The organism is Saccharopolyspora tripterygii, assembly GCF_054778355.1.
Map to the genome: position 1 here is coordinate 185,528 of NZ_BAAGZP010000029.1, position 21,569 is coordinate 207,096.

The following is a 21,569-nucleotide window of genomic DNA, read 5'->3' on the forward strand; positions in this document are numbered from 1 at the left end:
TCGCATTCGTTCCCGAACTTGCGCCCGTCGCGAGATGGAGTTGAACGTGACTGCACCTGCGAGCAAGGACAGCTTCGGCGCACGCGGCACGCTGAACGTCGGCGACGCCTCTTACGAGGTGTTCCGGCTCAGCGCCGTCGAAGGTGCCGAGCGGCTGCCCTACAGCCTCAAGATCCTCCTGGAGAACCTGCTGCGCACCGAAGACGGTGCCAACATCACCGCCGACCACGTGCGCGCGCTGGCCGGCTGGGATTCCAAGGCGGAACCCGCCACCGAAATCCAGTTCACCCCCGCCCGGGTGATCATGCAGGACTTCACCGGCGTCCCCTGCGTCGTTGACCTCGCCACCATGCGTGAGGCCGTCGCCGACCTCGGCGGCGACACCTCCAAGGTCAACCCGCTGGCGCCGGCCGAGCTGGTCATCGACCACTCGGTGATCATCGACGTGTTCGGCAAGCCCGACGCCTTCGAGCGCAACGTCGAGTTCGAGTACGGCCGCAACAAGGAGCGCTACCAGTTCCTGCGCTGGGGCCAGGGCGCCTTCGACGAGTTCAAGGTCGTCCCCCCGGGCACCGGCATCGTGCACCAGGTCAACATCGAGCACCTGGCCCGCACCGTCATGTCGCGCAACGGCCAGGCCTACCCCGACTCCTGCGTCGGCACCGACTCGCACACCACCATGGTCAACGGCCTGGGCGTGCTCGGCTGGGGCGTCGGCGGCATCGAGGCGGAGGCCGCGATGCTCGGCCAGCCCGTGTCGATGCTCATCCCGCGCGTGGTCGGCTTCAAGCTCACCGGCGAGATCCCGGCCGGCGCCACCGCCACCGACGTGGTGCTCACGATCACCGAGATGCTGCGCAAGCACGGCGTCGTCGGCAAGTTTGTCGAGTTCTACGGCTCGGGTGTGGCCTCCGTGCCGCTGGCCAACCGCGCCACCATCGGCAACATGAGCCCGGAGTTCGGCTCCACCGCCGCGATCTTCCCGATCGACGACGAGACCCTGCGCTACCTCAAGCTCACCGGCCGTCCGGCCGACCAGGTCGCCCTGGTCGAGGCCTACGCCAAGGAGCAGGGCCTCTGGCACGACGCCGACCGCGAGCCGGAGTACTCCGAGTACCTCGAGCTCGACCTGTCCACGGTCGTGCCGTCCATCGCCGGCCCGAAGCGCCCGCAGGACCGCATCGAGGTCTCCGACGCCAAGCCGTCGTTCCGCAAGTCGCTCACCGACTACGTGCAGACGCAGAACGCCGACGACGCGGCGCTGGACGAGGCCGGTGAGGAGTCCTTCCCCGCCAGCGACCCGGTTTCGGTGACCCACCACGGCGAGGGTGACAAGCCGCGCCTGGTCTCGGCCGCCGACGGCGCCTCCGGCCGCTCGACGAACCCGATCACGGTGTCCTCGGACGAGCTGGGCGAGTTCGAGCTCGACCACGGTGCCGTGGTGATCGCCTCGATCACCTCCTGCACCAACACCTCGAACCCGTCGGTCATGCTCGGTGCGGCGCTGCTCGCCCGCAACGCCGTCGACAAGGGCCTCACCCGCAAGCCCTGGGTCAAGACCTCGATGGCGCCGGGCTCGCAGGTCGTCACCGACTACTACGAGAAGGCCGGTCTCTGGCCGTACCTGGAGAAGCTGGGCTTCCACCTGGTCGGCTACGGCTGCACCACCTGCATCGGCAACTCCGGCCCGCTGCCGGAGGAGATCTCCGCCGCGGTGCAGCGCAACGACCTGTCGGTCACCTCCGTGCTGTCGGGCAACCGGAACTTCGAGGGCCGGATCAACCCCGACGTCAAGATGAACTACCTGGCCTCGCCGCCGCTGGTCATCGCCTACGCCCTCGCCGGGACGATGGACTTCGACTTCGAGACCGACCCGCTGGGTCACGACACCGACGGCAAGCCGGTGTTCCTCAAGGAGATCTGGCCGACGCCGCAAGAGGTCCAGGAGACCATCGACTCGGCGATCACCCAGGAGATGTTCACCAAGGACTACGCGGACGTCTTCAAGGGCGACGAGCGCTGGCGCTCCCTCCCCACCCCGGAGGGCGAGACCTTCGAGTGGGACGCCGAGAGCACCTACGTGCGCAAGCCCCCGTACTTCGACGGCATGGCGATGGAGCCCTCGCCGGTCACCGACATCTCCGGTGCCCGCGTGCTGGCGCTGCTGGGCGACTCGGTCACCACCGACCACATCTCCCCGGCCGGTGCCATCAAGCCGGACTCCCCCGCGGGCAAGTACCTCTCCGACCACGGCATCGACCGCAAGGACTTCAACTCCTACGGTTCCCGCCGCGGCAACCACGAGGTCATGATCCGCGGGACCTTCGCCAACATCCGGCTGCGCAACCTGCTGCTGGACGACGTGCAGGGCGGCTACACCCGGGACTTCACCCAGGAAGGCGCTCCGCAGGCGTTCATCTACGACGCCGCGCAGAACTACGCCGCGCAGGACACCCCGCTGGTCGTGCTGGGCGGCAAGGAGTACGGCTCCGGTTCGTCCCGCGACTGGGCCGCCAAGGGCACCCGCCTGCTGGGCGTGCGCGCCGTCATCGCCGAGTCCTTCGAGCGCATCCACCGCTCGAACCTCATCGGCATGGGCGTCATCCCGCTGCAGTTCCCGGAGGGCTCCACGGCCAAGTCGCTGGGCCTGGACGGCACCGAGACCTTCGACTTCTCCGGCATCACCAAGCTCAACGACGGTGAGACCCCGGAGACCGTGAAGGTCACCGCTGCCAAGGCCGACGGCTCGATGGTGGAGTTCGACGCCAAGGTCCGCATCGACACCCCCGGTGAGGCGGACTACTACCGCAACGGCGGCATCCTGCAGTACGTGCTGCGCAAGATGATCCGCTCCTGATCCCCTGCCGACCCCGGCAGGACCTTTGAGAGCAGGCCCGGTGGAAGCCACAAGCTTCCGCCGGGCCTGCTCTTCTGTTCACCGACAAGACTCTGTGGTCGTTCTGCGTAGCGGCGCGGGCAGCGGAACCTGACCGGCGTCGTGGACTCCGCGCGCCCGACTGATGTATGCCAGTACACGGCGTCGAGGCGTGCTCGCCACGACACCGCTCAGAACCCGCGGCGGTGCGAGTTGCTTTGGTGGGGCACGGAGAAACCGGCTTCGCCGGTTGCCTGACGAGTGCCGGGGGTTCTGCCGGTTCAGGCGATGTTGGGCCTGCGGCAGACGTAAGTCCTGGCCGGGGGCATGTTGCGCCAGACCGTGCGGGTGGTGAGGACCTCGTCGAAGCTGACGTCGAGGCGGCGGCGGAACTGGCGGGCGCCCGACATGCCCAGTGCGTGCAGGTAGGCGAAGGTCGTGAACGCTCCGCCGGGGGTCAGCACCGCGCCGACCTGCTGCAGGATGTCGTGCTGCAGGTTCGCGGGGAAGATCGACCACGGCAGGCCGCTGACGACCGCGTCCACCCGGTCGATGCCGGCCGCCGACAGCAGCGAGCCCAGGTGCGTGGCATCGCCCTGGATGACCTCCAGCCACGGCAGCTCCCGGTTGAGGTGCGCGACCATGCCCGAGTCCAGCTCGATCGCCACGTGACGGCCGCCCGCGGGCAGCCGGTTGGCGATGGCCGAGCTCAGGGCCCCGGTTCCCGGCCCCAGCTCCACGACCACGGGATTGCCGGTGCGCGGGATCACCGACCCCATCTCGCGGGCCAGGTGCGGCGAGCTGGGGGCGACCGCGCCGACCTGGCCGGGCTTGCTCACCGCGCGCTGGAGGAAGGTCCGGTAGTTGTGCAGCACCGATCCGCCGCCTCGCCCGCTCCCCCGTCCCGCAGGACGCGTCGTCGAGGGGTCAGGGCTGTTGGGCGTGCTTCGTGAGGTCACGGATGCCTTCCCGATCGGTGGTGCCGGTCGTTGGTGGTCACCAGCCTATCGGGCGATCAGCGACCGGGCGCACAGCAGTGCGCCACGCCACCGGGCGCGGAGTCGAGATCAATTCTTCCGCAATTCACCGGGGAGCCGAAATCCGGTCGCGGAGAAGCGGCGTGAAATTGCGCCGGAAAACGCGTAACGAATGCGTTCGCGAGAACGATGGAAAAGCTCCACGGGCTTGTTCCCGAGCGGGAGCAAGCCCGTGCGCGCGCTTACCTTCAGGCGATCTGCCCGGCGGGCTCGACGATCGGGTCCGGAGCGTCGTTGGAACGCCGTGCCCAGCTGGCCAGCGCTCCGGCCGCGCCCAGAAGAACGATCGCTTCGGCCGCCAGGGCCACCCACACCGTTGCCACTTAACTTGCCTCCTCTCCACTGTCCGCCCCGCCTCCCGAACGCGCGCACGCACAGATACCCGCCGAGGCAGGTCGATCGGAAGGAGGTTTGGGTAATAACCCGGTACGCACCAATAGTACGACCGCGTTTCGCTTTTACCCAAACCGGGCAGTTGTAATCTGCGTGACACTCGAACAGTCGATCACGGCGGCCGTCTCGCGACCGCTGGTGACCTCAACGCCGCAGGTAGGGCGAAACTTCCTGCCGCCTGGGAAAATGGATGTCGCGCATCCCCTTAACGGAGTACCCGGCGTGCGACAATCCGCCGGAAGCACACCAGGGCCGAATCGAGGATCATGACCACCGAAACGACGCCGCGACTGCGCGCAGACGCACGCCGGAACCGGGACCGGATCATCACCGCCGCTCAGGCCGTGTTCACCGAACGCGGAACCGAGGTGCCCATGGAGGAGGTCGCCCGCACCGCCGGTGTCGGGGTCGGCACGCTCTACCGGCGCTTCCCCGACCGCGACTCGCTGATCCGTGCCGTCGCCCACGACGCGTTCGACACGGTTTTGCAGGACACCCGCGCCACCATCGAGCAGGAGCCCGACGCGTGGCGTGCGCTGAGCCAGATCATGCACCGCGGCATGGCGCTGCGCACCGTGGTCCGGCTGACCGTGCTGTCCGCCAGGGCCCGGGCGATCATCAACTCCGATCCCAACACCGAAGCGGTGAACAACGAGTTCCTGCTGCTGGTGGACGGCTTGGTCAGGCGCGCCCAGGCGGACGGTGCCCTGCGCGAGGACATCAGCACCGGCGACATCGCGGTGCTGAGCTCGCTGGCGCTGCAGGGCATGCAGTCGCTGCCCGAGGAGCTGCGCAACCTCGCCCCCGCCCGCTACATCGCGGTGCTGCTCGACGGGCTGCGCGCCGAGAACAGCCGTCCGCTGCCCGGCAGGCCGATCACCGCACAGGAGGTCGTGATCCGCACCCCCGAGCGCGAGGACTGAGTCAGCTCCTGCGCGCGCGGGCCGCGCGGAGCACGTGGTAGCCGATGAGCGTGACCAGCGTGCCCAGGGCGATGCCGCTGAACTCGAACGACGGGGTGATCTGCAGGGACACCCCGCCGATGCCGGCGACGAGCCCGGCCGCCAGCGGCAGCAGGTTGACCGGATCGGCGAAGTCGACGCGGCTCTCCACCCAGATCTTGGCGCCTAGCAGGCCGATCATCCCGTACAGCACCACGGTGATGCCGCCCAGCACTCCGCCTGGTGTGGCGGCGATGACCGCGCCGAACTTCGGGCACAGCCCGAAGGCGATGGCCACGATCGCCGCCACCCAGTAGGCGGCGGTGGAGTAGACCCTGGTGGCGGCCATGACGCCGATGTTCTCGGCGTAGGTGGTCGTCGGTGGGCCGCCTACGGCGCTGGAGAGGGCGCTGGCGAAGCCGTCGGCGAAGATCGCGCGGCCGAGGCTGCCGTCGAGCCTGCTGCCGGTCATCTGCTCGACCGCCTTGACGTGACCGGTGTTCTCCGCGATCAGCGCGATCACGGCCGGGAGCACGACGACGATCGCCGCCAGGTCGAACGACGGCGCGTGGAACTGCGGCAGCCCGAACCAGGGCGCGTCGGCGACGCCGCTGAAATCCAGCCGCGGGTGAGTGCTGACGTTGCCGTCCGCGTCGGGCGCGGTAATCGGTCCGAAGGCGACGTCGAACGCCCACGACAGCGCGTACCCGGAGGCCAGGCCGAGGAACACGGCGATGCGCCCCCAGAAGCCGCGCAGCAGCACGCTGGCCGCCAGCACGATCATCATGGTCAGCAGCGCGACCCACTGGTCCTGCGGCCAGTAGGTCTCGGCGACCACGGGCGCGAGGTTGAACCCGATCAGCATCACCACGGCGCCGGACACCGCCGGGGGCAGGATCCGGTGGATCGCCCGGGTGCCGAGGAAGTGCACGAGAAGCCCGACGGCACCGAGCACGAGCGCGCAGATCAGGATCGCGCCGGTGACCGCGGAGCTGTCCCCGCCGCCGGCGCGGATGACGGTCACCGCGCCCACGAACGAGGCGCTGGAGCCGAGGTAGCTGGGGATCTTGCCCTGCACGATGAGCAGGAACAGGATCGTGGCCACGCCGGAGACCATGATCGCCAGGTTCGGGTCCAGCCCCATCAGGACCGGGAAGACGAAGGTCGCCCCGAACATCGCCACCACGTGCTGCGCGCCGAGGCCGATGGTCCGGCCCCAGGAGAGCCGCTCGTCCGGCGCGACGGCGTCGCCGGGGCGAGGCGTTCCGCCGTCGCCGTGCAGTCGCCAGCCGATGCCCAGCTTGGCGCCCAGTCCCTGCCGCATGGCAAACCTTCCTCGTTCCACCCGCAGCGCGGGACCGCTGAACCGAGCGGAACTCTACAAACCGGCCGGGGTGTGATCGCCGCCGCGCCCGCCGGTCGCGGAGCCGGTCAAGGACGGGAGCCGATCACCTCGTCCCCGTAGGCGCGCAGCGTCTCGTCGATCGCGTCGTGCATGGCGTAGACGGCGAACTGGTCGACACCGGCCTCACGGAGCTCGGCGAGCCGCTCCCGGTGCGCGGTCGCGGGCCCGATCAGGCAGAACCGGTCCACGATCTCGTCCGGCACGAAGTCGGTGCTGGCGTTGCCTGCCCGGCCGTGGTGCGAGTAGTCGTAGCCGTCGCGGCCTTTGATGTAGTCGGTGAGCGCGGCGGGCACGGACTTGCCGGTGTCGCCGTAGCGGGCCACCAGGTCGGCGACGTGGTTGCCGACCATGCCGCCGAACCAGCGGCACTGATCGCGAGCGTGCGCGAGGTCGTCGCCGACGTAGGCCGGTGCTGCCGCGCAGATGGTGATCTCGCTCGGGTCGCGCCCGGCTCGTCGCGCGGCGTCGCGCACGTGCTCGACCATCCACCGGGTCAGGTCCGGGTCGGCGAGCTGCAGGATGAACCCATCGGCCTGACCGCCCGCCAGTTCCAGGGCCTTCGGCCCGTAGGCGCCCATCCACACCGGCAGGTGCCCGTCGCGGACCCACGGGAGCCGGACGGGCGTGCCGCCCGGTGACGCCTCGCGTCCTTCGGCGAGGTCCTTGATCACCGCCATCGCCTCGGCCAGCGTGGCGAGCGTGGCCGGATTCCCGCCGGTGACGCGCACGGCCGAGTCACCGCGTCCGATGCCGCAGACGGTCCGCGGGCCGTACATGTCGTTGAGGGTGGCGAACAGCGACGCGGTGACCGTCCAGTCGCGGGTGCTGGGGTTGGTGACCATCGTGCCGACCCGCAAGCGCTCGGTGGCGGCCAGGACGCGGCTGTAGATCACGAACGGTTCCTGCCAGAGCACGCACGAGTCGAACGTCCAGCCGTGGGTGAAGCCGAGCTCCTCGGCCTGCTGCATCCGCCGCACCACCTCGGACGCCGGCGGGTCGGTCTGCAGGACGACTCCGAACTCCATGGCCACTCCCCTGAGAAATGTCGAGGACTTGCTCTGCGTCTCGGTGGTCCTGCTGCATGTCGTGTAGGTGGGGAAGTTTTCATGAAAACTTCCCCCACCCCACGGAAGAGGATGCGGCTCCGCCACATCCCGACGAAGCCCTAGGTCAGGTAGCCGCAGGTCTCGCGCCGCAGGAACCGGCCTCTGCCCGGGCGTCCCCGGTAGTCGCCGTCGTCGACGACGACCTCGCCGCGCGAGAGGACCGTGCGGGCGCGGCCGGTGACCCACCTGCCCTCGTAGGCGTTGTAGTCGACGTTCATGTGGTGCGTTTCGGCCGAGAGGATCTGCTCGGCGGCCGGGTCGTAGAGCACGATGTCGGCGTCCGCGCCGGGCGCGATGGTGCCCTTGCGCGGGTGCAGCCCGAACATCCGGGCCGGTGCCGTGCTCGCCAGCTCCACCCAGCGGCGGCGGCTGATCCGGCCGGCGACGACGGCGTCGTGAAGCAGGTCCAGCCGGTTCTCCACGCCGGGGATGCCGTTGGGGATCTTGGAGAAGTCCTCGCGCCCCAGCTCCTTCTGCCCGGCGAAGCAGAACGGGCAGTGGTCGGTGGAGACCACCGACATGTCGTCGGTGCGCAGCGCCCGCCACAGCGATGCCTGGTGCTCGGCCGGTCGCAGCGGTGTGGAGCAGACGTACTTCGCGCCTTCGAACTCCGGGGCGTCGAGCTCGTCGACGGTCAGGAACAGGTACTGCGGGCAGGTCTCGCCGAAGACGGGGAAGCCCTCGTGGCGGGCGCGGGTGATCTCGGCGACCGATTCGGTGGCCGACACGTGCACCACGTACAGCGGCGAACCGGCCACTCTGGACAGCTGGATCGCGCGGTGGGTCGCCTCGGCCTCCAGCAGCGGGTGGCGCACGCGGCCGTGCTGCTCGGGACCGGTTCGGCCGGCTTCCAGCGCCTGGCGGACCAGCACGTCGATCGCGATGCCGTTCTCGGCGTGCATCATGATCAGCGCGCCGTTGTCACCGGCCTGCTGCATGGCGCGCAGGATCTGCCCGTCGTCGCTGTAGAACACGCCCGGGTAGGCCATGAACATCTTGAAGCTGGTGATGCCCTCGCCCACGAGCGCGTCCATCTCCTTGAGCACGCCGTCTCCGACGTCGGAGAGGATGCCGTGGAAGCCGTAGTCGATGGCGCACTGGTCGTCGGCCTTGGCGTGCCACGCCTCGACGCCCTCGCGCAGCGTGCCGCCGACGGGCTGGATCGCGAAGTCGATGATGGTGGTGGTCCCGCCGAAAGCCGCTGCGCGCGTGCCGGTCTCGAAGGTGTCGGCGGCGAAGGTGCCGCCGAACGGCATCTCCATGTGGGTGTGGGCGTCCACCCCGCCGGGGATCACGTAGCGGTCGGTGGCGTCGAGGACCACGTCGGCGGTCCACTCCTGCGCCACACCGGGCGCGGCTACGGCGGCGATCGTCTCGTCCTCGATGAGGACGTCGGCCCGGACCTCCTCGGTCGCGGTGATCACCAGGCCGCCTCGGATGACTGTTCTGCTCATCGCGGCACTCCTTCAGGGCCGGGTCAGCGGGCCGTAGGCGTCGGGGCGGCGGTCCCGGTAGAAGGCCCACTTGCGGCGGACCTCGTTGATGACCTCCAGGTCCAGGTCCCGGACCAGCAGCTCCTCGTCGGCGTCGCCTGCGGGATCGCCGACGAACTGGCCGTAGGGGTCGACGAAGTAGCTGGTGCCGTAGAAGTCGTTGTCGCCGTACTCCTCGACGCCGACTCGGTTGATGGCCGCGACGAAGTACTCGTTGGCCACGGCCGCGGCGGGTTGTTCGAGCTTCCACAGGTACGACGACAGCCCGCGGCTGGTCGCCGAGGGGTTGTAGACGATCTGCGCCCCCGCTAGGCCGAACGCGCGCCAGCCCTCCGGGAAGTGCCGGTCGTAGCAGATGTAGACGCCGACGCGGCCCACGGCGGTGTCGAAGACCGGCCATCCGAGGTTGCCGGGGCGGAAGTAGTACTTCTCCCAGAACCCGGGCAGGTGCGGCAGGTGGTGCTTGCGGTACTTGCCGAGGTAGCTGCCGTCGGCGTCGATCACCGCGGCGGTGTTGTAGTAGAAGCCGGGTCCGTCGACCTCGAAGATCGGCACCACGACGACCATCGACAGCTCGCGGGCGAGCGCCCGCATCCGTTCCACGGTCGGTCCGTCGGGCACCGGCTCGGCCCAGCGGTGGTGCTCGTCGTCCTGGACCTGGCAGAAGTAGGGCGCGTTGAACATCTCCTGGAAGCCGATGATCCGGGCGCCCCGCGCTGCCGCGCTCCTGGCGTGCTCCTCGTGGACCTCGACCATGCTCCCGGTGTCCCCGGTCCACTTGGCCTGCACGAGCGCTGCGCGAACGACGTGTGACATCGGGCGGCCCTCCTCGCTCGGACTCCCCCGCCGGATCCCGGGCGGGGTGAACCGAACGTAGGCCGAGTACTGAGCACCCGCATCACCGGGAGATCACGCGGCGTCACAGCGAGTTCTCGCGCGCGCGGCTCACTCCCACCAGGGGCGGTAACCGACGCCGTGCTTGTTGGCGCGATCGACGTCCCGGCGCAGGGTCCGGGTGTCGCGGGCGACGCCGGGTGGGAAGCCGTGCTTGATGGCTCGGTGCTCGCCGGTCTCGCCCATGTAGCAGACCGAGTAGAACAACCCCACCAGGAGACCGAGGACCAGCGAGCTCAACCGGATCCACATCGGACCGGGCAGCAGCATCAGCACGGCGCAGAGCGGGGCGAGCTGGGTCAGGGCGCGGGCGAGGTGGCGCAGGACCCAGGTGCGGCAGGTGACGTCGTGCAGCACCCACTCGGCGCACCGGTCCGGCAGCTTGCCGCCGAAGGCGTACCAGACCCATTGCGCCGCGTTGGGTCGCGATGCCGGCGCGGGCGGGGTGCTCGCCATGTCTCCAGGTTAGTCCTCGTCGCAGTGCTCAGGAGGCCGCCGTTCGGGCCTCCGCGAACGATCCTATGCACCCGTTGGCACGCGACATGACGCGACCACTCTCAGTGTTGTGCATCACATTTGGGTGATCTTGCGCCACCTTAGCGGGTGAAGCGCGTCCCAGTAGTAACGAGGGATTGCGAGAGCTCGATAGCGCAATCGAGAAGGGGAGGAAAAGTGTTCGTCGTCGTCGTGGCAATGCTGCTGGTTCTGGTTCTGGGGTTCGTGATGTTCACCGACGCGCTGGACGGCACCGGGTCGATGAGCACCCGGCGGGGGCTCAAGGATCTGGCCGTGCAGGTGAAGCGCAACGCTCGCCTGTCCGACCACCACTGAGCGCGGTCGTCCCACCGCGGGCGTTCGACCGCGGTGGCCCCAGGGGGAGTTAGAGCAGTCCGCGGTGGACCAGGTTGGCGAGCAGGGAGCGCACGCCGAAGGTCCACTGCGGACACCGCTCGCTGCGGTCGACCCGGTTGGCGAGGGTGCCGAGCTTCGGGGTGGAAATCCGCACCACGTCACCGACCTGGTGGGTGAAGCCCTTGCCGGGCGCGCCGCGGTCCTCGGTGGGGGCGAAGAGGGTTCCGGTGTAGAGGATCAGCCCGTCCGGGTACTGGTGGTGCCGCCCGAGCGCGGCGGCGGCCAGGTCCTCGGGGTCCCGGCTGATCTCCCGCATGGAGCTGCGCCCGTCGAGCACGAACCCGTCCTCACCGCGGACCTCCAGCCGCACGTCCAGACCCCGCACGTCGTCCAGCCCGAAACCGTCGTCGAAGAGCCGCAGGAACGGTCCGAGCGCCGCCGAGGCGTTGTTGTCCTTGGCCTTGGGCAGCAGCAGGGCGCTGCGACCTTCGACGTCGCGCAGGTTCACGTCGTTGCCGAGCGTCGCCCCCACGATCGTCCCGTCGCTGCGGATCGCCAGCGCCACCTCGGGCTCGGGGTTGTTCCAGTCCGAGCCCTCCGCGATGCCGACGTCGGCACCGGTGCCCACCGCCGACAGCAGCGGCGCTTTCGTGAAGATCTCCGGGTCCGGTCCCAGCCCGACCTCCAGGTACTGCGACCACAGTCCGTCGCGCACCAGCACTTCCTTCACCGCGCGAGCCTCGGCCGAGCCCGGCCGCACGGCCGCGAGAGTGCCGCCGATCGCTGATTCGACCAGCTCGCGGATCTCCGCCGACCGGGTCACGTCGCCGGCGGCACGCTCCTCGATGACCCGCTCCAGCATGCTCTGGACGAAGGTGACGCCCGCCGCCTTGAGCACCTGCAGGTCCGCGGGCGCCAGCAGCTTCGGTCCCGGTCCGCCGCTGAGGGTTTCGGCCAGCACCTCCTCCCACGGCCAGCTCTTGCGGCCGGGGCCACCGCGCGCCAACCCGACGGCATCGTGGTGTTCGAGCAGGTCGGCAAGTGTCGGCGTCACGCCGGTGAGGTCGACGAGCTCGTCGCCGCGCAGCGCGACGACCGCCGGGCCGGCCTCCTGCGGATCGTGCAGCCGACCGACGAGGGTCGCCCCGTCGCGATCGGTGGGCAGCGCGTCGTCGGGGTCGTCGAGCAGATTCACGTCGCACCTCTCGTTCGCCTCGACGGCAACATAGCGCTCCGAACAGGGCACGCCTCGCGTCCGCGAGCCGAACATCGCCCCGCCACCGGGCGAACGACCTCGCCGCCGAGTGGCGGGGCGGTGCTGGCGAGTGGGCGTGCTCGTGACGTAGGGTTCGACCGGCCCTCACTCTTTCGGGTGAGCGGCCTTGGTCAGAACGGATCATCCGACAGTGGGGTGAGTTGCAGTGGGCAGGTCGTCGTTGGCGCGATCCCGGCGTGGGCGCCACCGCCGCGGTGCCGTCGCGCGGTACACCGCACCGGTGCTCGGGTACACGACCGCAGCGGTTCTCGCGGTCATCGCGATCACCAGCGCGCACTACTCGCAGACCCGCGCGGACGAGGTCGCGGCACCCGGGACCGCCAACGCCGCACGAGCCCAGGGCGCAGCTCCGGCCAGGCAGTACCTGCCGCAGCTGACGCTCCCGGAGCAGAGCCCCTCCACTCCCCCGTCGCTGCCAGGCGCGCCGCCGCCCGCACCGACGACGCAGGCGATCGCCGAGCCCGAGCCGGTGGCCCTCACCTCCTCGACCGAGCCCTCCGCCACGCGCGAGCCCACCCCGCCGACGACGTCCGAGCAGCCGAGCTCGCCGCCGGTGACCAGCACGCCCGTTCCGAGCCAGCCGAGCACGGAACCCTCGCAGCCCTCCGAGACGACCGCGCCCCCCGAACCGAGCGAGACGACGGCGCCCCCGACCTCGGAGCCCACGCAGCCCTCGCAACCGGACGAGACGACCGAACCGAGCAAGCCCTCCCAGCCGGGCCTGCTGCCGCTGGTCGGCGGCGTGGTGGACGGCCTCACGGATCCGCTGCTGGGGCGCTGACGCCGCTCGCGGGCGCGGCCACCGGTGGGATCGTCGATCCCAGGAGGTGCCGGCCCATGGACACGGTCGCGATCACCGGTGGCACCGGCCACCTGGGACGTCAGCTGGTACGCCTGCTCAAACCCACGCACCGCGTGCGGGTGCTCACCCGGCACCCGGGCACGGACACCGAAGTCCAGTGGGTGCTGGGAGATCTGGCCACCGGCGCCGGCGTCGACGAGCTCGTGGCGGGGGCGGGGACCGTGGTGCACGCGGCGACCTCGTCACCGTCCGCCCAGCGCGGGTACCTCCACCCGGCGGACTTCTGGAGCAGCCCTCCCGAGGTCGACGTCGACGGCACGTCACGGCTGATCGAGGCCGCGACGTCGAACGGCGCCGGGCACTTCCTCTACGTCTCGATCGTCGGCATCGACCGGCCGCCGCTACCCTACCTGCGGCTCAAGCACACGGCCGAGGAGCTGGTCGGCGTGGCCGACGTGCCGTGGTCGATCGCGCGCGCCACCCAGTTCCACTGGCTGCTGGACCGGATGCTCGGGCGCGCGGCCCGGCTGCCCGCCGTCCCGCTGCCGGGGTCGCTTCCCACCCAGCCGGTGGACGACCGCGATTTCGCCGACCACCTCGCCCGATGCGTGGCCGAGGGCCCCGCGGGGCGGCGCGCGGACTTCGGCGGGCCCGAGGTGCTGACGCTGGACCAGGTGGTGCGCAGCTGGCGGGACGCGCGTGGCGCGAACCTTCGGACCTTCCACGTCCCGGCGCCGAAACGCCTGCGGCGCATCGCATCCGACTTGACCTGCCCGAACGACCGGCACGGCCGGACCACCTGGGCGGAGTGGCTGCGCGACCACCCCGCCCAGTGAGGGTGATCAGGCGATCTTGACCAGCATCTTGCCGGTGTTGTCACCGCGCATCAGGCCGAGGAACGCGTCCGGGGCGTTGCGCAGGCCCTCGACGACCGTCTCGCGGTAGTTGATCTTGCCTTCGGCCAGCCAGGTCCCGACCTCGTTGAAGAACGCGTCCTTGACGTGCGCGTGGTCGCCCACGATGAAGCCCTGCACCTTCAACCGCTTCTGCACGATCATCATCAGGTTCCGCGGGCCGGGCTGCGGGCTCTCGTTGTTGTACTGCGAGATCATCCCGCACTCGGCGGCGCGGCCGAAGTCGTTGAACGCGAAGATCGCGGCTTCGAGGTGTTCACCGCCGACGTTGTCGAAGTACACGTCGATTCCGTCGGGAGCGGCCTCGGCGAGCTGCTTGCGGACCGGGCCGTCGTTGTAGTTGAACGCCGCGTCGAAGCCGACCTCGTCGAGCAGGTACTTGACCTTCTCGGCCGAACCCGCGCTGCCGATCACCTTCTTGGCGCCGCGCAGCTTGGCGATCTGGCCGACCAGCGAGCCGACGGCTCCGGCGGCGCCGGAGACGAACACGACGTCGCCCTCCTTCTGCTCGGCGACGTCGACCAGACCGGCGTAGGCGGTCATGCCGGGCATGCCGAGCACGTAGAGGTAGGCGCTCGGCGGCGCGACGTTCGCGTCGACCTTGGTGGCGTGCTTGGTGGGCACCACCGCGTAGTCGCGCCAGCCCAGCATGTGCAGCACGAGGTCGCCGGGCTCGTAGCCCTCGGCGTTGCTGGTGACGACCTCGCCGACGGCACCGCCCTGGAGGGCCTTGCCGACCTCGAAGGGCGGCACGTAGGACTTGCCCTCGTTCATCCGGCCGCGCATGTACGGGTCGACGCTCATGACCAGGTTGCGCACCAGGACTTCGCCCTCACCCGGCTGCGAAGCCTCCACCTCGACGAAGTCGAAGTTCTCCATCGTCGGCAGCCCCTGCGGACGGGACGCGAGGCGGATCTCCAAGCCCTTGCTCATCAACTGATCCTTTCATCGGAACACTTTCCCCGGACTCTACGACGGTGCTCCGCCGACGGCGACGGCGGATTGATCACGACCGGTTCCGGACGCGCCCGCGGGCGGCACCGCCGACAGCACATCGGGTTCGTCCTCAGGCTCCTCCACCGACGGCGCGCGTGCACAATCATGGTTGAAGCATCATCCACTCGTCGACGGGAGCACGTCAGTGAGCACCGAGCCCGAGATCAAGGACAACCCCGACGCCGACCGGTTCGAGATCCGCGTGGACGGCGAACTCGCGGGTTTCGCCGAGTACAAGCTCAAGACCGGCCAGATCTCGTTCACCCACACCGAGGTCGACGACCGCTTCAGCGGCCAGGGCCTGGCGGGCAAGCTGGTGCGCGCGGCGCTGGACGAGGCAAGGAACCGCGAGCTGCGCGTCCTGCCGTTCTGCCCCTACGTGCGCGGCTGGATCGCCAAGCACTCCGACTACCTCGACCTGGTGCCCGCCGAGCGCCGAGCGGGTTTCGAGCTCTGAGCACCTCTTCCGCACGACGAGCACCCGCGGCGGCCGCGACTAGGCTGGCCGCGATCACCCCCTACCCGATCAGGAGCCGATCCGTGCCCACGATTCCCCCGCGTCGCCGACTCGGCCGAGGCGGTCCCGAGGTCAGCGCCATCGGTTACGGCGCGATGGGTCTGTCCGGCGTGTACGGCACCGCCGACGACGCCGCGTCCCGGCAGCTGCTGAACGACCTGCTCGACCTCGGGGTGAACTTCCTCGACACCGCCGACGTCTACGGCGACGGCCACAACGAGAAGCTGATCAGCTCCCTGCTGGCCGACCGGCGCGACGAGGTCGTGCTGGCCACCAAGTTCGGCGCGAACCAGGACACCGGCGGCGGCAGGCCCGAGTACGTCCGCCAGGCGGTCGAGGCCAGCCTGTCGCGGCTGGGCACCGATCACATCGACCTCTACTACCTGCACCGGCTGGACCGCACCACGCCCATCGAGGACACCGTGGGCGCGATGGGCGAGCTCGTGGCCGAGGGCAAGATCCGCTACGTGGGGCTCTCGGAGATCAGCGCCGCCACGCTGCGCCGGGCGCACGCGGTCCACCCGATCACCGCCGTGCAGCAGGAGTACTCGCTGTTCACCCGCGATCTCGAAGCCGAGGTCCTGCCTGCGGTGCGCGAGCTGGGCGTGAGCCTGGTCGCCTACTCCCCGCTGGGGCGCGGCGTGCTCACCGGCGCCTTCACCAGCGTCTCCGACGTGGAGAACCTGGAGGTCCGCAGCCAGCGCTACCCGCGCTTCCAGGAGGGAAGCCTGCAGCGCAACATCGAGCTCACCCGGCCGCTGCGGGACCACGCCGACGCCCTGGGCGTCACCCCGGCGCAGCTGGCGCTGGCGTGGCTGCTGGCGCAGGGGAACGAGGTCCTGCCGATCCCGGGCAGCCGCAACCTCGACCGCGTCCGCGCGAACGTCCAGGCCGCCGACCTCGACCTCGCACCGGACCTCGTCGCGAAGCTTTCCGCCCAGTTCCCGCCGGGCACAGCGGCGGGCGAGCGCTACCACCCGGACGGCATGTCCAGACTGGACCGCTGACTCCGGCGAGTGTCCACCGGCCGCCGGTTGGACACCCGTCAGCCGGGTGGCCCAGGTCTGCGCCCAGTTCTCGCGCGATCAGGAGGCATTCCTCGTAGCTCTCGCGCGTGCAGTATCAGCGGGGCTTTCGCCCGCAGACCGAGTGGATCGTGCTGTTGTGGAGCACGAGATCGCAGGTGGGGTCGCCGAACCGGGCGATAAGCTCGTCGACGGCGCCCTGGCTCACGCGCCCCGATTCGATCAGCGGGTCCCGCATCTTCACGACCTGCACCTGCAGGCTGGGGCTCTCGGGCATGAGTCGCGGATAGGCCACCACCTCGGAGTCCACGTCGTGAAGGCCCGCGTCGAGCATCATGCGCGTCAGCCTCCGCCCCAGGTACGGGTCTGGACCCATGCTCGCCAACAGGGAGACCAGCGCGCTGATGACCTCGTGCCAGGTGTCGTCCGGCGGGTCCGACAGCGGCATCGTGCTCAGGTCGCACTCCTCCACCAGCAGGGTGCCACCGGGTTTGAGGGCCGTGATGAGCTTGTCCAGAACCGCGCGGGGATCCTGAAGGTGCACGAGCACCAGCCGCACGGTGATCAGGTCGAACTCGGCTTCCCCGAGCGGATCTGCCGACACGTCGTGGCGGAGGACCTCGAGGTTGTCCGCGTCCAACTCCCGCAGCCAGTGGGGTTCGAGGTCCGTGGCCACGACGCGGCCGGTGCTCCCGGCCTGACCGGTGAGCCACCTCGTCACCGTCCCGATCCCGCCACCCACCTCCAGGCAGGACCACCCCTCGCCGATCCCGATCTCCTGAATCCGGCGGCGCGTCAGCCGGTCGCACATCTCCGCCTGGACCCGCAGCCGCTCGTGCTCACCGTCCTCGGCCGTGTTGAAGATGTAGTGCTGAGTCGTCATCGCCGCAGAGTCCGCGCGCGGCCTTTCACCGCGCCTTCACGGCGCGCATCACTCCGGTTTGCGGCCGGTGACCGAGACGAGGGTGGGGCCGTAGACGACGAGCTCGCAGTCCGGATCGTCGAAGAGCGCGATGACGCTGTCGACCTGCTCGACGGTCGCCCAGCCACCCTCGACGAGGCGGGGGCCGACCTCGACGAACTGCCGGCGCCATGCCTGGATGTCCGGGACGCGCCGGGGGAACGCCACGGCCTCGGCGTCCACGTCGAGCAGGCCCGCGCCCTCCAGCAGCCCCTGCAGCTTGATGCCCAGCTGCACGTCCGCACCCGCCCTGTCGACGAGCTCGACCGAGGCCCCGGCGACGGTGTGCCAGGTGTCGTCCGGCGGGTGGCACACCGGAAGGCTGCGCATGTCGTACTCCTCCACCAGCAGCCGGCCGCCCGGCACGAGCGCGTCGACGAGCTTGCGCAGCACCGCCTGCTCATCGGCCTGGTGCATGAGGACCAGGCGGAGGTTGATCACGTCGTAGGCCTCCGAACCCAGCGGCTCGGTGCCGATGTCGTGCTCGAGGGCTTCGACGTTCGGGGCCTCGACGGCGCGCAGCCAGTTCGGTTGGAGATCCGTGGCGACCACACGTCCCGTCGAGCCGACGCGGTCGGCGAGCCAGCGCACCACCGTCCCGGGGCCCGCACCCACCTCCAGGCATCGGGAACCCTCGCCGACGCCCAGGCCCTCGAGCCTGCGGAAGGTCAGCCGGTCCCACAGCTGCGCCTGACCGAGCAGGCGCAGGTACTCGCCGTCCTCCGCCGTGTTGAACATGTACTTCTGCGTCGTCACCCGGGAAGTATCAACGCGCGCACCTCGCCGCAGGGCCGGAACGGGCCAGGAAGCGGCGTCACCCCGCGGTCGCGCCGAACAGAACGCCGAGCAGGTAGGTCACCGCGGCCGCCCCCAGGCCGATCGCCAGCTGGCGCAGGGCGCGCGGCAGCGGCGCCGCTCCGGACAGGACGCCGACAGTCGCACCGGTGAGCATCAGCGCCAGACCGACGAGCACCACGGCGAGCACGACCGCCGGCACCCCGCTGAGCCCGAACAGGAAGGGCAGCACCGGGATCAGCGCGCCGGAGCCGAAGAACACGAAGCTCGACACCGCCGCGTTCAAGCCGGATCCCACGACCTCGTGCTCACCGGAATCGCCCGCGGCACTCGACTCACGCGCGGTTCCGGAGGAGGCCGCGGAATCCTCCTTCGGGGCAGGCGGGTTCGGCTGGAAGCGCCGCAGCAACGCGTCAGCGCGGTCCTGCGCCTCGTCCTCGTCCATGCCCCTGGCCCGGTAGACCAGGGCCAGCTCGTTGGCGTCGACGTCCAGGTGCGGCACGACCGCGCGCGCCTGAGGATCAGGCGTCGCGGCCGCGAGGAGCTCCCGCTGGGAGCGGACCGAGATGTACTCCCCCGCCCCCATCGACAGGGCGCCCGCCAGCAGGCCGGAAAGCCCGGTCAGCAGGACGACGCTGGTCGGCAGGTTCCCGCCGATCACGCCCAGCACGAGAGCGAGGTTGCTGACCAGGCCGTCGTTGGCTCCGAAGACCGCCGCGCGGAACGACCCCGAGACCCGGGCCCGCCCGCGAGCCGCCAAGGCGCGCACGACCTCCTCGTGGATGCGCTCGTCGGCCGCCATCGACTGGGGGACGTCCTGGTCGTAGTGGTAGGGCGAACGGCTCTCCGCACGCTGCGCGAGGGCGAGCACGAACACCGACCCGAAGCGACGGGCCAGCGCGACCAGGAGCCGCATCCGGAAATGCCCCCGCCTGCGCGGGCCGATCTCATCGCCGAGCAGGTCCTCCCAGTAGCGGGCGTGGCGCTCCTCGGCCTCGGCCAGCCCGAGGAGGATGTCGCGCTCCTCGCCGCTGCGGCGGTCCGCCAGGCTCCGGTAGACGCGGGCTTCCTCGCGCTCGTCGGCGAGCCGCCGACGCCAGCGGCGGATGGAACGTCCGTCAGCGATCTCGTCCTGCACGCGCGAAGCCTCTCAGCGCCGACCGCCGGTGACCACACGACTCGCCGCTCGCCCCGTCACCTCGTAGCAGGTCACACCGCCCCGCCGCCCCAGGGCCGGCAAGCGTGTCCCAGACGTGACACGCGTGACCCGGTTGTGTGACGGGAGTGGCGGATGAGCGAGGTAGGGTTCCTGCGGCGCGCCGGGCGGACCGACGGAGGCTTAAAAGCATGAACCGCAAAGCCGTGACCGTGATCGTGATTCTCGTGGTGCTGGTCTGCGGCTCACTGCTGGTGCGGGACCCGGTCTCGGCCGCCGAAGCCGTGCGCAACGCGGTCACCACCGTTTTCGGCGCCCTCACCACGGTCGTGACGTCGCTGACGACGTTCTTCGAGGCTCTGTTCCACGCCAAGTAGCACGCTGACACCTGCTGCGCAGCGCGGGGAGCAGTAACCTGGGTTGGCAATGTCTGAATTCCGGCGATGCCTGGAGTCGACATGAGCAAGCTGACCCAGCCGACGCGGTCGGAGAGCAGGCTGTCCCGTTCGGTGGCCGACGGCGCCGACGGGCTCGACCAGCGCTTCCGCGCGGCACCAGGGATACGACGGCAGCTGAACAAGGTCTTCCCCACCAACTGGGGTTTCCTGCTCGGCGAGATCGCGCTGTACAGCTTCATCGTGCTGCTTCTCACCGGCACCTACCTGGCCTTCTTCTTCGACCCGTCGATGTCGGAGGTCGTCTACGACGGCCGGTTCGCCAACCTGCGCGGCGTCGAGATGTCGCGGGCGTTCGAGAGCACGCTCGACATCTCCTTCGAGGTGCGCGGCGGCTTGTTCGCGCGCCAGCTGCACCACTGGGGCGCGCTGATCTTCATGGCGGCGATCGTCGCGCACATGTTCCGGATCTTCTTCACCGGCGCGTTCCGGCGACCGCGCGAGACCAACTGGCTCATCGGCATCAGCCTGTTCGTGCTCGGGATGTTCGAGGGGTTCATCGGCTACTCGCTGCCCGACGACCTGCTCTCCGGTACGGGCCTGCGGATCGCCTCCGGCATCCTGCTGTCCATCCCGGTCATCGGCACGTGGCTGCACTGGCTGCTGTTCGGCGCGGAGTTCCCGGGGACCGAGATCATCCAGCGGTTCTACCTCTTCCACATCTTCTTGCTGCCCGGGATCATCCTCGCGCTGGTGGCGGTGCACCTGGCGATCGTCTGGTACCAGAAGCACACCCAGTACCCGGGCCCGCGGCGGACCGAGTCCAACGTCATCGGCGTTCGCATCATGCCGGCGTTCGCGGTGAAGGCCACCGGGTTCTTCCTGATCGTCACCGGTGTGCTGGCCGTCATGAGCGGCATCTTCCAGATCAACGGGATCTGGAACTTCGGCCCCTACGTCGCCTCGCAGGTGTCCTCCGCCTCGCAGCCCGACTGGTACATGATGTGGACCGACGGGATGGGACGCCTGTGGCCGCCGTGGGAGGTCTACCTGGGCCCGTTCACGATCCCGGCGCCGTTCTTCCCGCTGATCCTGGGCATGGGGCTGGTGTTCACCATCGCCGCGATCTACCCGATGCTCGAGCGCAAGCTGAGCGGCGACGACGCCCACCACAACCTGCTCCAGCGGCCCCGCGACAACCCGGTGCGCACCTCGCTGGGCGCGATGGCGATCGCGTTCTTCGTCGTCGTGCTGATCTCCGGGATGAACGACGTGGTGGCCTTCCAGTTCGGGCTGTCGCTGAACATGATGACCTGGGCCGGGCGCATCGCGTTGCTCGTGGCGCCTCCGCTGGCCTACTACGTGACCTACCGGATCTGCCTCGGCCTGGAGCGCAGCGACCTCGAAGTGCTCGACCACGGCGTCGAGACCGGCATCATCAAGCGGTTGCCGCACGGCGAGTTCATCGAGATCCACCAGCCGCTCGGCCCGGTCGACGAGCACGGCCACCCCGAGCCGCTGGACTACCAGGGCGCGCCGGTACCGAAGAAGATGAACCAGCTCGGCGCCGCGGGCCACTCCGTGCCGGGCAGCCTGCTGCGCCCCGACCCGCCCGAGGAGACCCGGGCGCTGGAGGACGCGGCGGAACGCGACGAGGAATCGGAGGTGAAATCCGGTCGTCCACACCCGCCCGAAGATTGAGTTCGGCTCCGCGGACGCCGGTCCGGCGCATAGGG

21 protein-coding genes are annotated in these 21,569 nt (G+C 69.9%); 9 read left to right on the forward strand and 12 right to left on the reverse strand.

Going from position 1 to position 21,569, the window contains the following annotated elements; all coding sequences use genetic code 11:
* Positions 1–34: 34 nt before the first annotated feature.
* Positions 35–2,857 carry an aconitate hydratase gene (locus ACYVF3_RS22465; RefSeq protein WP_461156220.1) on the forward strand — a complete coding sequence of 941 codons (2,823 nt, stop codon included), beginning with the start codon at positions 35–37 and terminating at the stop codon, positions 2,855–2,857.
* Positions 2,858–3,156: 299 nt separating this feature from the next.
* Here ACYVF3_RS22465 and ACYVF3_RS22470 read toward each other — a convergent pair whose 3' ends face one another.
* A complete protein-coding gene (locus tag ACYVF3_RS22470; protein ID WP_461156385.1) occupies positions 3,157–3,714 on the reverse strand; it encodes a class I SAM-dependent methyltransferase in 558 nt (185 codons plus the stop codon).
* 386 nt (positions 3,715–4,100) lie between these two features.
* Positions 4,101–4,235, reverse strand: coding sequence for a hypothetical protein (locus tag ACYVF3_RS22475; RefSeq protein WP_461156221.1), 135 nt, complete (start codon positions 4,233–4,235; stop codon positions 4,101–4,103).
* Between the two features lie 336 nt (positions 4,236–4,571).
* On the opposite strand from ACYVF3_RS22475, the gene ACYVF3_RS22480 reads away from it, so the two are divergent.
* On the forward strand, positions 4,572–5,228 hold the full coding sequence (locus ACYVF3_RS22480) for a TetR/AcrR family transcriptional regulator (protein WP_461156222.1): 657 nt from the start codon (positions 4,572–4,574) through the stop codon (positions 5,226–5,228).
* A gap of 1 nt (position 5,229) precedes the next feature.
* Here ACYVF3_RS22480 and ACYVF3_RS22485 read toward each other — a convergent pair whose 3' ends face one another.
* The 5 genes from ACYVF3_RS22485 to ACYVF3_RS22505 all read right to left on the reverse strand — a co-directional run bounded on the left by ACYVF3_RS22485 (position 5,230) and on the right by ACYVF3_RS22505 (position 10,600).
* Positions 5,230–6,570 (reverse strand): uracil-xanthine permease family protein, encoded by a 1,341-nt coding sequence (locus tag ACYVF3_RS22485; RefSeq protein ID WP_461156223.1) that lies wholly within the window; start codon positions 6,568–6,570, stop codon positions 5,230–5,232.
* Between the two features lie 107 nt (positions 6,571–6,677).
* Positions 6,678–7,676, reverse strand: coding sequence for a TIGR03842 family LLM class F420-dependent oxidoreductase (locus ACYVF3_RS22490; RefSeq protein WP_461156224.1), 999 nt, complete (start codon positions 7,674–7,676; stop codon positions 6,678–6,680).
* Between the two features lie 140 nt (positions 7,677–7,816).
* Positions 7,817–9,211 (reverse strand): dihydropyrimidinase, encoded by a 1,395-nt coding sequence (gene hydA, locus ACYVF3_RS22495; protein WP_461156225.1) that lies wholly within the window; start codon positions 9,209–9,211, stop codon positions 7,817–7,819.
* 12 nt (positions 9,212–9,223) lie between these two features.
* Entirely contained in the window at positions 9,224–10,066 is an 843-nt protein-coding gene (locus ACYVF3_RS22500; protein ID WP_461156226.1) for a nitrilase-related carbon-nitrogen hydrolase, read from the reverse strand.
* 129 nt (positions 10,067–10,195) lie between these two features.
* Positions 10,196–10,600 carry a DUF5313 family protein gene (locus ACYVF3_RS22505; RefSeq protein ID WP_461156227.1) on the reverse strand — a complete coding sequence of 135 codons (405 nt, stop codon included), beginning with the start codon at positions 10,598–10,600 and terminating at the stop codon, positions 10,196–10,198.
* A gap of 216 nt (positions 10,601–10,816) precedes the next feature.
* Between ACYVF3_RS22505 and ACYVF3_RS22510 the strand changes: the two genes are divergently transcribed.
* Positions 10,817–10,975, forward strand: coding sequence for a hypothetical protein (locus tag ACYVF3_RS22510; RefSeq protein WP_186459403.1), 159 nt, complete (start codon positions 10,817–10,819; stop codon positions 10,973–10,975).
* A gap of 49 nt (positions 10,976–11,024) precedes the next feature.
* Here the strand turns inward: ACYVF3_RS22510 and ACYVF3_RS22515 are convergent, their stop codons facing one another.
* Complete coding sequence (locus ACYVF3_RS22515; protein WP_461156228.1) at positions 11,025–12,191, reverse strand: fumarylacetoacetate hydrolase family protein; 1,167 nt, start codon at positions 12,189–12,191, stop codon at positions 11,025–11,027.
* 301 nt (positions 12,192–12,492) lie between these two features.
* Between ACYVF3_RS22515 and ACYVF3_RS22520 the strand changes: the two genes are divergently transcribed.
* Together ACYVF3_RS22520 and ACYVF3_RS22525 are read left to right on the forward strand one after the other, a co-directional pair.
* Positions 12,493–13,053 (forward strand): hypothetical protein, encoded by a 561-nt coding sequence (locus tag ACYVF3_RS22520; protein ID WP_461156229.1) that lies wholly within the window; start codon positions 12,493–12,495, stop codon positions 13,051–13,053.
* 56 nt (positions 13,054–13,109) lie between these two features.
* Positions 13,110–13,910, forward strand: a complete 801-nt coding sequence (locus ACYVF3_RS22525; RefSeq protein WP_461156230.1) for an SDR family oxidoreductase — start codon at positions 13,110–13,112, stop codon at positions 13,908–13,910.
* A 6-nt stretch (positions 13,911–13,916) separates the two neighbouring features.
* Here the strand turns inward: ACYVF3_RS22525 and ACYVF3_RS22530 are convergent, their stop codons facing one another.
* Positions 13,917–14,921: an NADP-dependent oxidoreductase gene (locus ACYVF3_RS22530; protein ID WP_461156231.1), complete on the reverse strand. Its 1,005-nt coding sequence runs from the start codon at positions 14,919–14,921 to the stop codon at positions 13,917–13,919.
* Positions 14,922–15,129: 208 nt separating this feature from the next.
* Here ACYVF3_RS22530 and ACYVF3_RS22535 point away from each other — a divergent pair, with 208 nt between their 5' ends.
* Entirely contained in the window at positions 15,130–15,441 is a 312-nt protein-coding gene (locus ACYVF3_RS22535; protein ID WP_461156232.1) for a GNAT family N-acetyltransferase, read from the forward strand.
* An 83-nt stretch (positions 15,442–15,524) separates the two neighbouring features.
* Entirely contained in the window at positions 15,525–16,508 is a 984-nt protein-coding gene (locus ACYVF3_RS22540) for an aldo/keto reductase (protein ID WP_461156233.1), read from the forward strand.
* Between the two features lie 115 nt (positions 16,509–16,623).
* On the opposite strand, the gene ACYVF3_RS22545 is transcribed toward ACYVF3_RS22540, so the two are convergent.
* From ACYVF3_RS22545 to ACYVF3_RS22555, 3 genes are read right to left on the reverse strand one after another with little or no spacing between them, the layout of a single operon-like run.
* Positions 16,624–17,409 (reverse strand): methyltransferase domain-containing protein, encoded by a 786-nt coding sequence (locus tag ACYVF3_RS22545; protein ID WP_461156234.1) that lies wholly within the window; start codon positions 17,407–17,409, stop codon positions 16,624–16,626.
* Positions 17,410–17,457: 48 nt separating this feature from the next.
* On the reverse strand, positions 17,458–18,243 hold the full coding sequence (locus ACYVF3_RS22550) for a class I SAM-dependent methyltransferase (protein WP_461156235.1): 786 nt from the start codon (positions 18,241–18,243) through the stop codon (positions 17,458–17,460).
* Positions 18,244–18,301: 58 nt separating this feature from the next.
* Positions 18,302–19,420: a VIT1/CCC1 transporter family protein gene (locus ACYVF3_RS22555; RefSeq protein ID WP_461156236.1), complete on the reverse strand. Its 1,119-nt coding sequence runs from the start codon at positions 19,418–19,420 to the stop codon at positions 18,302–18,304.
* A gap of 209 nt (positions 19,421–19,629) precedes the next feature.
* Between ACYVF3_RS22555 and ACYVF3_RS22560 the strand changes: the two genes are divergently transcribed.
* Together ACYVF3_RS22560 and qcrB are read left to right on the forward strand one after the other, a co-directional pair.
* Positions 19,630–19,815 carry a hypothetical protein gene (locus tag ACYVF3_RS22560; protein WP_145739025.1) on the forward strand — a complete coding sequence of 62 codons (186 nt, stop codon included), beginning with the start codon at positions 19,630–19,632 and terminating at the stop codon, positions 19,813–19,815.
* Between the two features lie 81 nt (positions 19,816–19,896).
* Positions 19,897–21,534 carry a cytochrome bc1 complex cytochrome b subunit gene (qcrB, locus tag ACYVF3_RS22565; protein WP_461156237.1) on the forward strand — a complete coding sequence of 546 codons (1,638 nt, stop codon included), beginning with the start codon at positions 19,897–19,899 and terminating at the stop codon, positions 21,532–21,534.
* Positions 21,535–21,569: the final 35 nt, after the last annotated feature.